The organism is Roseateles sp. (assembly GCF_039595295.1).
GTDB lineage: Bacteria > Pseudomonadota > Gammaproteobacteria > Burkholderiales > Burkholderiaceae_C > Roseateles.
Window position 1 is genome coordinate 20,642 of the sequence record NZ_JBCNLU010000044.1, and the last position, 11,961, is coordinate 32,602.

Here is an 11,961-nt window from a genome sequence, read left to right on the forward strand (position 1 = left end):
TCGCAGATTCAAGGCGACAGGAGAGAAGAGCGTGCTGCCCCAGTTCAATGCATCCGGTGTTCTTCCGCCGTTTGCTGGCTTCGATTCGAGCGAAAGAAGCCAGTCGTCCCCGTACGAAGTCTCAATGACCGAGCTCGTCGACAGGTTCGGCCATTCGCATGAGCGGCGGGCCTTGCTGAGGCACCTGCTGTCGTATCGCCAAGCGCTGCGAGCCGCAGGGATCGTGACTGGCTTTCAGCTTCTGGACGGCAGCTTCACCGAGGACTGCGAGAGGCTGCGGCAGCGCCCCCCAAATGATGTCGACCTGGTGACCTTCTCGCACACGCCTGTGCCGCCGCGAGAGCTGCGCGCATTCGCGGCAGCCCACGGAACCCTGTTCGACATGGATCGCGTGAAGGAGGTGTACAAGTGCGACTCCTACTTCGTCGACCTGTCGAAGGACGCGCGCTACATCGTCGAGGACACCATGTATTTTTACGGATTGTTCTCGCATCAGCGATCGACCTTCATGTGGAAGGGACTCGTCAAGGTGCCGATGAGAAGCGATGACGACGAAGCCCTTGCCTTGCTGAACGCGCGGGAGGCGGACCATGCTTAAGGCGCTGGAGATCCAGGCGCTCCGCGCGGACCTTGGGGCGATCGACTTGCTGCTGCAAGGTCGAACCGAGGATGACGATCCCATCGGACATCGACAGCTCTCCCAGCGACACGCTAGGCTGACCGAGCAACTCGCGACTGTCGAAGCCTCGGTCCAGCACAAGGCAGCTGTGGCGTTGTTCTTCTCAGGTGGGCCCGTGGTTGGCTCGCGTGGCATTGAGGCGACCTTTGCAGGTAGAGCCGTCGCGATCTTTCAGGATCTCGTCTCCAAGCAGTTTGCTGTCGAGGAGATCGGCGAGCTGGGGCGGCGTGGGCCTGTGTCGTTGCAGACCAGTTCCGATATGTTGGTCACGAATGTCGTGCGTGGCTCGGTCGGTCTCGTGCTCGAGGAGGCGGATCAAACCGACACTTTCACCGATACGCAGCTGAAATTGGTCGTCGATCACGTGGTCGATGCGATCACCGCCGCCGCTTCCGTGGCGGGCGACGACTTTGATCGTGCGCTGGAGCGGATGGATCCGCGCTTCCTGAGCTCGCTCGGCGAGTTCTTCGAAGTGATGCATGAGAAGCAGGCGCTCCTGCGACTTGTGGAGGACGAGCGGGAAATCGAGCTCAATGCCGAGGCGATTCGACGAGGACGAGAGCGAGCTGGCGCTGCCACCATTCACGACAGCGAGGATGCCGAGATCATCGGACGCATCTTCGTTCTCCCCGCCGCTCGACGATTCGAGTTGAGCGTGGTGGAGGGCGAGCCGCCGTTGACCGGTGCGATCTCCAGGGAATTCGCGAAAAGCGATCTGGAGGTGTTTCTGGCCTCGGAGAAGGGGCTGGGCGGGCGCTGGAAAGTGCGCATCAGGACGCGAACCGTCTCTCGCCCGACGCGGCCGGCAAAAGTGACCCACACGTTGACCGGCATGGTCGGGCGCGTCGACTAGTCGAGGGTACCGATCGTTCGTTCGGGTGGCACTCTCGATCGCAGCTCACCTCACCGGAATCACCGTCCCCCGATCCACCGGCACCGCGGTCACGCTGTTCTGCGGCGAGCCCTCGATGACGCGGTCCGAGTAGGTCAGGTACACCAGCGTGTTGCGCTTGACGTCGACCATGCGCACCACGCGCAGCCGCTTGAACACCAGCGAGGAGCGTTCCGAGAACACTTCCTCCTGCTTCGGCAGCGGCTTGGGGAAGCTGATCGGGCCCACCGCCCGGCAGGCGATCGAAGCCTCCGACTTGTCTTCCGCCAGACCCAGACCGCCCTTGATGCCGCCCGTCTTCGCGCGCGACACGTAGCAGGTCACGCCCTGCACCGCCGGGTCGTCGTAGGCGTCGACCACGATCTTGTGGTTCGGACCGAGGAACTTGAACACCGTGCTCACGTCGCCGATCTCGTCGGCGCTCGCGCCCATGCAGGCGGTGGTGACCAGCGCCAGCATCGTCGCGCCCAGGGACACGCCGGCGAAGCGGCGACCCCGGGAAGAACGAGCGGGCGCGGCCTTGAAGGGCTGTGAAACGGCCTGGGGGGTGGGCTGGTCGGAAGGCTGGCGGGTCGACGGGGAATCACGCATGCTGAGGGCTCCTTTGGCCCGCCGTTGTAGCACGCGTGGACGCGGTGAATTGCGACGGAATCCAGCGGTCGCGCAGCTGCAGGAAGGGCCGCTCCACCGCGCGATACAGCAGCCATCCGCCCAGCAGGCAGGCGATGCCGATGATCACCGTCATCGCACCGGATTGACGCGTCATCCCCCAGGCCGCCAGCGGCTTGGCCAGCGCGTAGGCGATCGGCTTGTGCGTCAGGTACAGCGCGAAGGACCAGCGCGCGAGCGCCTGTGCACCAGGGACCTCGACCCGCGCCAACACGCCTCGCGGCGCCTGCGCCGCCAGCACCATCAGCGCGAAGCTCCAGGCCAGCGCGCTGTAGCCCCAGGCGCTCATCGCGCGGCCAAAGCCGTAGCCGTCGATGTAGTAGCCATGCAGCATCGCCGTCAGCATGCCCAGGGTAGCCGCAAGGCCGATGGCCAGCAGCATCCGGGGCCGCGCCATCAGCGCCGACCAGGCTTTCGGATGACCGTGCTTGAGCAGCGCCACCGCCACGCCGGGCAGGAACTCGTCCAGCCGCGCGAGGCTGCCGTAGTAGAGATGCGGGTAGTAGCCGGCCGTCGGATCCAGCGTGCCGTAGAGCGTCCACAGGTGATCGCGCCACAGGATTGCGGCCAGCGTCAGCACGACGATGGACGACCACGCCAGCGCGCGACGATGCTGCCGCAAGGAGGCGCCCAGCAGCAGCACCGCGGGCAGCACCAGATAGAACTGCTCCTCGATGCACAGCGACCAGGCGTGCGAGAAGGCGGTGCCCGGCATCAGGGTGATGTTCTGGGTGAAGGTCAGGAAGCGCCACAGCGGCGGCGGCTCACGGCCGCCCATGACCTGCGGGAAGAGCCAGTACAGCGCCAGCACGACGTAGAAGTTGGGCAGCGTGCGCAGCAGGCGCCGGCCGTAGAAGCGCGGCAGCGACAACTGCCCGCCGCGCGCCATTCCGCCCATCAGTTGGTTGGCGATCAGATAGCCGCTCAGCACGAAGAACAGATCCACGCCGGCCCAGCCGATCTCGCTCAGCCAGCCGAAGGTCGGCTGGCCGCTGACGAAGACTTGGTAGTGGTAGGCGAAGACCAGCAGGATGGCGGCCGCGCGCAGCGCGTCCAGGCCGTGCAGGCGAGCGGAGCCCGAGACGGGCAGGGCGGGGGATGACATGCGATGGTCCGGCCTCTAGGCCGTGTCGTGAGAAGCGGCGGCGATTCTCGGCGCGCCGCGCAGCGCCGACGCGCATCGTGCGACGGAATCGCGCCGGCCGCGACGAGTCGCGTCAGGTGGTCGCGTTACGGGCGTTACGAGCGTCGCAGGCTTCAGCCGTGATGCCGCGCGCGGCTGTCCGGCGGGGCCTCGTCGCGCTCGGACATGCCGTAGTCGCGCATCACCGAGGCGACCCGCAGTCGGTAATCGGCGAAGACGCCCGCGCGGCCCTCGGATTGCGCCGCGCGATGCGCCTCCAGCCGGCGCCATTCCCGCACCGCCTCCTCGTCGCGCCAGAAGGAGAGCGACAGCAGCTTGGTCGGGTCGGTCAGGCTCTGGAATCGCTCGATGCTGAAGAAGCCGTCGATCTGCTCCAGCAAGGGCTTGAGCTGGGCCGCGAGTTCCAGATAGCGGTCACGTCCCTCGGCGCTGGGGATGACTTCGAAGATGACGGCGATCATGGATGGCGCTCCTCGTGCGGCGACTGCGGCGACAGCGGCGTTCGCGGTGATTCAGGAAACTGCGGGATGTCCATGTTGGGCAGGGACAGCGGAGAGACGGGCTCGGGGATCTGCCAGTCGCTTTTCTCCGCGAGCCACTCGAGCGCCGCATGCAGTGCGCCGAGGGTCAGGCTTTGCCCGGGGCAGCGGTGCGGGCCGTCGCCGAAGGAATGCTCGGTGCCGGCGAGCGGGACCACGACGACCGCCCCGTCCGCATCGAAGCGCCGCGTGTTGCGGACCGCGCCACCGTCGCGCGCGATGCGCAGCAGGTCGTCCCGCGACGGCGTGATCCGCGTGCGCCTCATCTCCAGCAGCGCATGGCCGAGCAGCGCCGCGCCGGCTTCGTGGCTCTGCCAGATCAACGCCAGACGATTGGCCGCGAAGGTCGCGCGATCGGTCCAGCGCGAGGGCGCGGCGCGGTGCAGCAAGGTCGATTGCAGCGGGGCATCGGGCGAGCGGCGTTCGGCGCGGTCGAGTGCCTTGAGCAGCGTCGTCGTCGCTGCGCCGCCGGCAGTCACCGCGTCTTGATCGGCGGTCGCGGACAGGCCCGCCGCCATGGCGCGCAGCGCGCCGTGCAGACGTCGCTGCGCGTCGACGTCGGTCATCGGAAGCCCCAGCAAGCTGGCCACCGTCGCAGCCGGAACTGCCCACGACCAATGGGGCCAGCCGCCGGTCATCGCGATCTCGGCCTGACGTCGCGCATGGCTCCGGACCTCATCGCCGGACAACGCCTGCAGCGCGCGCGTGAGCGCCGCTTTCTCCGACGCGTGCGCCGTATCGTCGCGTTGTCGCAGCCATCGGGAGAAGGTCTGCGCCAGCGGCCCGCCGTGCATGCGCAAGGGCGCCGGCAGTGGCTCGCCGACGGGGCGCATGCGCAAGGCGGGATCGAGCAGCGGCGGAAGATGCTGCGCGGGCCTTGCGGGCTGGACATGGAACGGACAGGACGTCATGGTGTGATGGGCGAGCGGAGCGAAAGGAGCGAAAGGAGGGAGCGGAACGAGAGGTGCGGAATGACCGTGATCCGCGTGAAGCGGAAGCCGGGGACGGATCGTCCGCCGATGCCGGGATCTTCGCGATGGTCGCGCGGGAACGCTTCGCTTAGCATCGAAACATGATTGACGCCCCCACCGCCGACGAGGCGCTGGCCCATGTCGCCGCCAGCATGGCCGAGCCGGTTCGCGCCCGCATGCTGTGCTGCCTGATGGACGGCCACGCCCGCACGGCCACCGAGCTCGCCGCCGTCGGCGAGGTCGCCGCGTCGACCGCCAGCGCGCATCTGGCCAAGCTGCTCGCGCAGGGCCTGGTGGACTGCGTGGCGCAGGGCAAGCACCGCTACTACCGGCTCGCCGGCGCGGAGGTGGGGCAGGCGCTGGAAGCGATGCTGGTGCTGGCGGGCCAGCCGCGGCCGCGCTTCGAACCCAGCACGCCGCCCGCGCTGCGTCAGGCGCGCCGCTGCTACGACCATCTGGCCGGTCACTGGGGCGTGCGGCTGCACGACCTCGCGCTGGGCCGCGAATGGATCCTGCTGGACGACGAGGAGCCGCGCGGCTATCGCGTCACGGAGCCGGGCCTGGACGCGCTGCGTGCGCTGGGCGTGGACGTCGACGCCGCCACCGGCGCGCGTCGCCGCAAGCTGGCCTGCGCCTGCATGGACTGGAGCGAACGCCGCCCGCATCTGGGCGGCGCGCTGGGCGCGGCCTGGCTGCAGGCGATGCTCGCGCAGGGCTGGCTGGACCCGGATCCCGACAGCCGCGCGCTGCGCGTGACGCGGCGCGGACTCTCCCGATTGGAACGACTGCTGGAGGACGAAAGCACATGAGCACAGCGATCCGCGTGGGCATCGGCGGCTGGAATTTCGAGCCCTGGCGCGAGACCTTCTATCCCAAGGACCTGCCCGCCTCGCGCGAGCTGGAGTACGCCAGCAGCAAGCTGAGCGCGATCGAGGTCAACGGCACCTACTACAGCACGATGACGCCGAAGACCTTCGCCAAGTGGCGCGACACCGCGCCCGACGGCTTCATGTTCTCGCTCAAGGCCAACCGCTTCGCGACCAACCGTCGCGTGCTGGCCGAGGCCGGCGAGTCGGTGCGCCGCTTCGTCGACAGCGGCGTGGCGGAACTGGGCGACAAGCTCGGGCCCATCGTCTGGCAGTTCGCGCCGACCAAGCGCTTCGACGCGGCGGACTTCGGCGCGTTCCTGAAGCTGCTTCCGAGTGGCAGCGGCGGCGTGGCGCTGCGGCATGCGCTGGACGTGCGGCATGAGAGCTTCCGCGATCCGGTCTTCCTCGGCATGGCGCGCGACCATGGCGCGGCCGTCGTCTTCACCGAGTCCGACGACTATCCGGCGCTGCCCGACCTCACCGCCGACTTCGTCTACACGCGGGTGATGCGCACCCGGTCGGAGCTGGTGAACGGCGTCACCGACGAGGAACTCGACGGCCTGGCCGCCTGCGCCACGCGCTGGCAGTCGGGCGGCCAGCCGGACCGGCTGCCGCTGATCGAGCCGGACCGCGCGCCGCAGCGGCGCGAGCGCGATGTGTTCGTCTTGTTCATCAGCGGCGCCAAGGAGCGCGCGCCTGCCGCGGCGATGGCGCTGATCGACCGCCTCAGCTGATCCGGCGTTCGAGCTGATCGGCTGTCATCTTCGCGGCAGCGCCTGGCGCGCGCCGCGCCTAGAGTCGCCGGCATTCTGGGAGGTCCCGCATGCCGTCACTCATCGCTCCGCTTTCCGCCACCGTGCAGCAATGGCTCGTCGCCCCGGGTGAACTCCTCCGGCGCGGACAGCCGGTGCTGCGGCTCGAGGCGATGAAGATGGAGCACGAGCTGTCGGCCCCTGCCGACGGTCGCGTCACCGAGTGCTTTGTCGCCGAGGGCGAGCTGGTGCAGGAAGGCGACGCCCTGATGGCGTGGGCGCCGGTGGCGGCTGCGGCGTCTGCGGCGACACCAGCCACCGCGAGCGCGTCTCCCTCGGCGCCGGTCGTGCCGTCTGCGCCGCCGCTGGCCGTCGCCGCATCGATGTCTCTCCAGTCGCACGCTTGGCCTCGTTCGACGGCATCGCCCTCGACGGGCGTGTCCGCCGGCGGGGCCGACGCGCCCGAGCGGACCGACCTCCGCGCCTGGCGCGAGCGCCATGCCCTGCTCGACGACGCCGCGCGCCCCGACGCGATCGCCAAGCGCCACGCGCTGGGCCTGCGGACCGCGCGTGAGAACCTCGCCGCACTGTGCGACGCCGACAGCCTGGTCGAGTTCGGCGCGCTGGCCGTCGCGGCGCAGACCGCGCGCCGACCCATCGACGAGCTGCGCGCCCAGACGCCTGCCGACGGCGTCATCACCGGCAAGGCCAAGCTGCACGGCCGGCCTGTCGCCGTGATGGCCTACGACGCCACCGTGCTCGCCGGCACGCAGGGCTATCGCGGTCATCAGAAGAGCGATCGGATCCTGGAGCTCGCCGAGCGCGAGCGCCTGCCCTTCATCCTGCTGGCCGAAGGCGGCGGCGGCCGGCCCGGTGACACCGACATGCCCGTTGTCGCCGGCCTGCACGTGTCGACCTTCGCGCGCATGGCGGCGCTGGGCGCCCTCGTGCCGACCCTCGGCATCGCGGCGGGGCGCTGCTTTGCCGGCAACGCGGCGCTGCTGGGCTGCTGCGATCTGGTGATCGCCACGCGCGGCAGCAACATCGGACTGGGCGGCCCCGCCATGATCGAAGGTGGCGGTCTCGGCCGCTTCGAGCCCGAGGAGATCGGCCCCGCGCCGCAGCTCGCGCAGGTCGGCGTGGTGGATCTGCTGGTCGACGACGAGCCCCAGGCCTGCGAGCGGGCGAGGGTGCTGATGGCGTGGATGTGCCGGCTGCGCGTCGATGAAGCGGTCAGAGCTATTGGGGCTGATGCGGCCAACGCGGCCGATGCGGTGGACGAGGGCAATGAGCACGACGAGGTCGACCAATCCCCGCTCGACGCCGCGATTCCCGAGATCCGTCAGCGCGCCTACCCGGTCCGACCCATCCTGGGGCGGATCTTCGACGCAGGCTCGCTGATCGAGCTCGGCGCCGGCCACGGCGGCAGCGTGATCACCGCGGCGGCGCGCCTGCAAGGGCGCGCGGTGGCGGTGGTCGCGAGCGATTGCGCGGTGCTCGGCGGCGCGATGGATGGCGCGGCCTCGCGCAAGCTGGCGCGCTTCTGGCACCTGTGCGAGCGGCTGGGCATGCCGGTCATCAGCCTGATCGACAGCCCGGGCTTCATGGTCGGCCCGCAAGCCGAGTCCACCGGCCAGCTGCGCGAGGCGGGCGAGCTGTTCCGCGCCGCGGCGGCGCTGACGGTGCCCATGGCGGCGGTGGTGATGCGGCGCGCCTTCGGCCTCGGCGCGATGGCACTGGCCGGCGGCAGCTTGCACCGGCCGCTGGGCTGCGCCGCCTGGCCCAGTGGCGAGTTCGGCGCGATGGGTCTGGAGGGGGCCGTGCGGCTCGGCTATCGCAAGGAGCTGGCCGCCGCTGCGGAGGGGCCCGAGCGCCAGGCGCTGTTCGAGCGGCTGCTCGCGGCCCAGGTCGCACGCGGCCAGGCGCTGGCGATCGCCGAAACGCTGGAGATCGATGCAGTCATCGCTCCGCGCCAGACGCGCGCCTGGCTGGCCGCGCTGCTGGCCGGCTGACGCCCACCGCCTGCCCACGTCTCGCACATCGCGTCGGATGGGTCCGGCGGCGGCATCCGTCGATGCACGGCGGCCACGCCGCCTTGTCGCCGCCAAAACGGCCGGGCGCTTTTTGCCACTTGGCGATCCGTGAAGGGTCAGGCGCGACGCCGGTCACTACACTGCCGTCCCATGGCGCCCCTGTCGATCCACATTCCCACGCTGATGCTGGCCTTGCTGACCGGGTTCGCCATGCTCGGCCTGCAGTTGTGGATGGCGCAGCGCAGCCGGCTACGCTACCTGGACCTCGCCGTCTGGACCTGGGGCTCCTGGATGCTGCTGGGCGGTTTCGCGATGCTGTCGGCGCGGCTGGTGCTGCCGCTGTGGCTGTCCGCGCTGGCGGGCAACGGGCTGATCGCGCTGGGCATCATCTTCTACAACGAGGCCATCCATCGCCATGTGCTGGGGCGCTCGCTGCCGCGCTGGATGTGGTGGGGCGCGCCGGCCGTGTCCTGGGCAGTGACCGCCGCGCTGCTGGGCGCGCCGCTGGCGGCCCGCACCAGCCTGATCTCGCTGCTCTTCGGGCTGCTGCTGTGCCCGGCCATCCTCGTGCTGATGACGGTGGGCTGGCGGCGGGAATCTTCGCTGCGCGCCGTCGCGTTGACGCTGGCGGCTGCCGCGGCCAGCCTGTTCCTGCGCAGCATCCACGCGATCATCAGTCCGGACGACTATCGCGACCTGATGCAGAGCAGCCTGGGCCAGGGCCTGACCTTCCTGTTCAGCTTCATCTGCCTGATCGGCGCGGGCTTCGGTTTCGTGCTGGCCAACTTCGAGCGCATCGCGCGGCACATGGAGGACATGGCCTCCACCGACGGCCTGACCGGCTGTCTGAACCGCATGACCGCCGACGCACTGCTGCGCCACGAGCTCGAGCGCGGCCGCCGCGAGGGGGCGCCGCTGGCCTTCGTGCTGCTGGACCTGGACCACTTCAAGGACGTCAATGACTGCCACGGCCACCATGCCGGCGACGACGCGTTGCGCGCCTTCGCGGCCGAGGTGCGCGCGCGGCTGCGCGGCTCGGACGTGGTCGGGCGCTGGGGCGGCGAGGAATTCGGCCTGATCCTGCCGGCGACCGACGCCCCCGGCGCGATGAGCCTCGTCGAGGCCATCCGCGAGGCGGTGGCCAAGCTGGAGCTGTGCGACGGAGACGGGCGCGACTTCCGCCTGACGGTCTCCGCCGGCATCGCGATCGCCGAGCCCGGCACCAACGTCAGCGCCGACCTGCTGTTCATGCGCGCGGACCGGGCGCTCTACGTCGCCAAGGACGGCGGCCGCAACCGGGTGCAGGTGCATGACGACAGCGTGGTGTCGACGCTGCCGGGAGGGCCGCCGGCGAGCGCCGAGGCGACGCCGGAGGCGGTCATCGAGCCCGCGGCCGGCGCGGCGCTGAACGCGCAGCGGCCGGCCTGAGTCACCGGCGCGTGCCCTCAGCAGTTCTCGTACTTCCAGTTCCGGCGCTTGCCCTCGGCCAGCCACTCGACCGCCTGTGCGATGCGGCGCTCGCGCGTCTCGGGCTTCTTGGCCTCGACGATCCAATCGATGTAGTCGCGGCGCTGGCCGGGCGGGAAGCCGTCGAAGGTCTGGCGCGCGGCGGCGTTGCGATCCAGGGCGCCGATCAGATCGGCGGGCGCCTCGGGTGGCGGCTTGGGCGCCGACTTCTTGGCGGGGCGTGCCTTGACGCCGTCCTCGATGAGCGTCATCGCGCGCAGGATGGCGGCCTTCTGCTCGGACTCGGGGGGCAGGTCCTTGAGGGCGGTGAGCCGGCCGTAGTCGCCCATCGCGCCGTCCTTCCCCTTGCCTTCGCCGAGCGCGGCCGCCCCGTGCCAGAAGCCGATCGAGCAGTGCGCCTTGAAGGCGGCCATGCCGCTGAGGATCTTGTCGCGGTAGACGAAGTTGGGAAAGCCCCACTTGATGGTCTCGACCACGTCCGGGCAGTGCGCGTGGACGGTGGCGCGCCAGTGGCGCAGCAGGTCCCGCGCGAAGGGGGCGGCGCGCTCGATGTAGGCGTCGATGCGAGGATCGTGTGAGGGCATGGGCGCAGGCTAGCGATTTCCCGGGTCGGCGGCCATCGTGGTCTATGCTCGGCCCCCATGCGAGCCCAGACTTCCAAATCCCTTCTCGCCCGCCTGCCGGCGGCCCTTCCGATCTGGACGCTGCTGGCGCCGCTGGCCGCGATCGCGGCCTTGCTCGGCCTGACGGCGGGCGCCAGTTCAACGCTGATCCTGACCGTGGTGAGCGCGCTGCTGATCGCGGCGGTGCTGGCCGCGGTGCATCACGCCGAGGTGGTCGCGCACCGCGTGGGCGAGCCCTACGGCTCGCTGGTGCTGGCGGTGGCGGTGACCATCATCGAGGTGGCGCTGATCGTGTCGCTGATGCTCGCGGGCGGCGAGGCGACCAACACGCTGGCGCGGGACACGGTGTTCTCCGCGATCATGATCGTGTGCAACGGCGTGCTGGGCCTGTGCATCCTGGTGGGCGGCTGGCGCCATCAGGTGCTGGCCTTCCGCGTCGAGGGCACCAGCCCGACGCTGGCCGTGCTGGCCGCGCTGTCGGTGCTGACGCTGGTGCTGCCCGCGTTCACGACGAGCTCGCCCGGCCCGACCTTCACCAAGGTCCAGCTGTTCTTCGCGGGCGGCGTGTCGCTGGTGCTCTACGGCGCTTTCGTCTTCGTGCAGGCCGTGCGGCACCGCGACTACTTCCTGCCGATCGCCGGCGTGGACGACCAGGACGCCCACGCGGCCCCGCCGAGCTGGAAGGTGGCCGGTGTGAGCCTGGCGCTGCTGCTGGTCTGTCTGGTGGGCGTGGTCGGTCTGGCCAAGCTGCTGGCGCCGACCATCGAGCGCGGCGTGCATGCGATCGGCGCGCCGCCGTCGCTGGTGGGCGTGATCGTGGCGCTGCTGGTGCTGCTGCCGGAGACGGTGGCGGCGGTGCGCGCGGCGCTGCATAACCGGCTCCAGACCAGCCTGAACCTGGCGCTGGGCTCAGGCCTGGCGAGCATCGGTCTGACGATTCCGACGGTGGCGGTGCTGTCGCCGCTGTTCCCGCACTCGCTGGTGCTGGGGCTGTCTCCCCTGAGCATGGTGCTGCTCTTCCTGACCTTCATCGTGGGCGCGCTTACGTTGGGCGGCGGCCGCGCCACCGTGCTCCAAGGCGCCGTGCACATGGTGGTCTTCGTGGTGTTCCTGTTCCTCGCCGTGGTGCCTTAACGGCGACCGACTGCGTCGGTCGAATCCTCGAAGGGCGTCGCGATACCGCGACGCCCTTTTTCTTGGTTCATCGCCGATCTCCGGGGAATGCTGCCCGGATCTTGAGGAAGAAGTAGTCGTCATCGCGGAAGCCGTAGGCCATGCGCTTGATGACTTTGATCTTGTTGTTGATACCCTCGACAAGGTTGG

General features: G+C 69.9%; 13 protein-coding genes. 7 read left to right on the forward strand and 6 right to left on the reverse strand.

The genetic code is table 11. From position 1 onward, the window contains the following. Nucleotides 1-31: 31 nt before the first annotated feature. Together ABDW59_RS21565 and ABDW59_RS21570 are read left to right on the forward strand one after the other, a co-directional pair. Complete coding sequence (locus ABDW59_RS21565; RefSeq protein ID WP_343632987.1) at nucleotides 32-598, forward strand: hypothetical protein; 567 nt, start codon at nucleotides 32-34, stop codon at nucleotides 596-598. Beyond that, nucleotides 591-1,532 (forward strand): hypothetical protein, encoded by a 942-nt coding sequence (locus ABDW59_RS21570; RefSeq protein ID WP_343632989.1) that lies wholly within the window; start codon nucleotides 591-593, stop codon nucleotides 1,530-1,532. The genes ABDW59_RS21565 and ABDW59_RS21570 overlap by 8 nt, the downstream gene beginning before the upstream one ends. Nucleotides 1,533-1,577: 45 nt before the next feature. On the opposite strand, the gene ABDW59_RS21575 is transcribed toward ABDW59_RS21570, so the two are convergent. The 4 genes from ABDW59_RS21575 to ABDW59_RS21590 form a co-directional block, all read right to left on the reverse strand. After that, nucleotides 1,578-2,030, reverse strand: a complete 453-nt coding sequence (locus tag ABDW59_RS21575; protein ID WP_343633008.1) for a CreA family protein — start codon at nucleotides 2,028-2,030, stop codon at nucleotides 1,578-1,580. A gap of 124 nt (nucleotides 2,031-2,154) precedes the next feature. Continuing rightward, complete coding sequence (locus ABDW59_RS21580) at nucleotides 2,155-3,345, reverse strand: acyltransferase (protein WP_343632991.1); 1,191 nt, start codon at nucleotides 3,343-3,345, stop codon at nucleotides 2,155-2,157. Nucleotides 3,346-3,497: 152 nt separating this feature from the next. Next, entirely contained in the window at nucleotides 3,498-3,845 is a 348-nt protein-coding gene (locus ABDW59_RS21585) for an antibiotic biosynthesis monooxygenase (protein ID WP_343632993.1), read from the reverse strand. Beyond that, on the reverse strand, nucleotides 3,842-4,834 hold the full coding sequence (locus tag ABDW59_RS21590) for a hypothetical protein (protein WP_343632995.1): 993 nt from the start codon (nucleotides 4,832-4,834) through the stop codon (nucleotides 3,842-3,844). The genes ABDW59_RS21585 and ABDW59_RS21590 overlap by 4 nt, the downstream gene beginning before the upstream one ends. A gap of 164 nt (nucleotides 4,835-4,998) precedes the next feature. Between ABDW59_RS21590 and ABDW59_RS21595 the strand changes: the two genes are divergently transcribed. The 4 genes from ABDW59_RS21595 (at nucleotide 4,999) to ABDW59_RS21610 (ending at nucleotide 9,976) form a co-directional block, all read left to right on the forward strand. Continuing rightward, a complete protein-coding gene (locus tag ABDW59_RS21595) occupies nucleotides 4,999-5,703 on the forward strand; it encodes a helix-turn-helix transcriptional regulator (protein WP_343633009.1) in 705 nt (234 codons plus the stop codon). After that, a complete protein-coding gene (locus ABDW59_RS21600) occupies nucleotides 5,700-6,497 on the forward strand; it encodes a DUF72 domain-containing protein (protein ID WP_343632997.1) in 798 nt (265 codons plus the stop codon). Before ABDW59_RS21595 ends, ABDW59_RS21600 begins: the two co-directional genes overlap by 4 nt. A gap of 89 nt (nucleotides 6,498-6,586) precedes the next feature. Further along, complete coding sequence (locus ABDW59_RS21605; protein WP_343632999.1) at nucleotides 6,587-8,527, forward strand: carboxyl transferase domain-containing protein; 1,941 nt, start codon at nucleotides 6,587-6,589, stop codon at nucleotides 8,525-8,527. A gap of 171 nt (nucleotides 8,528-8,698) precedes the next feature. Then, complete coding sequence (locus ABDW59_RS21610) at nucleotides 8,699-9,976, forward strand: GGDEF domain-containing protein (RefSeq protein ID WP_343633001.1); 1,278 nt, start codon at nucleotides 8,699-8,701, stop codon at nucleotides 9,974-9,976. A 17-nt stretch (nucleotides 9,977-9,993) separates the two neighbouring features. Here the strand turns inward: ABDW59_RS21610 and ABDW59_RS21615 are convergent, their stop codons facing one another. Further along, nucleotides 9,994-10,599, reverse strand: a complete 606-nt coding sequence (locus ABDW59_RS21615) for a YdeI/OmpD-associated family protein (protein WP_343633003.1) — start codon at nucleotides 10,597-10,599, stop codon at nucleotides 9,994-9,996. A 57-nt stretch (nucleotides 10,600-10,656) separates the two neighbouring features. Here ABDW59_RS21615 and ABDW59_RS21620 point away from each other — a divergent pair, with 57 nt between their 5' ends. Beyond that, on the forward strand, nucleotides 10,657-11,772 hold the full coding sequence (locus tag ABDW59_RS21620) for an ionic transporter y4hA (protein ID WP_343633006.1): 1,116 nt from the start codon (nucleotides 10,657-10,659) through the stop codon (nucleotides 11,770-11,772). Nucleotides 11,773-11,839: 67 nt separating this feature from the next. Here ABDW59_RS21620 and ABDW59_RS21625 read toward each other — a convergent pair. Further along, nucleotides 11,840-11,961 (reverse strand): transposase (locus ABDW59_RS21625; protein ID WP_343627991.1); only part of this gene is annotated, 122 nt, incomplete at its 5' end.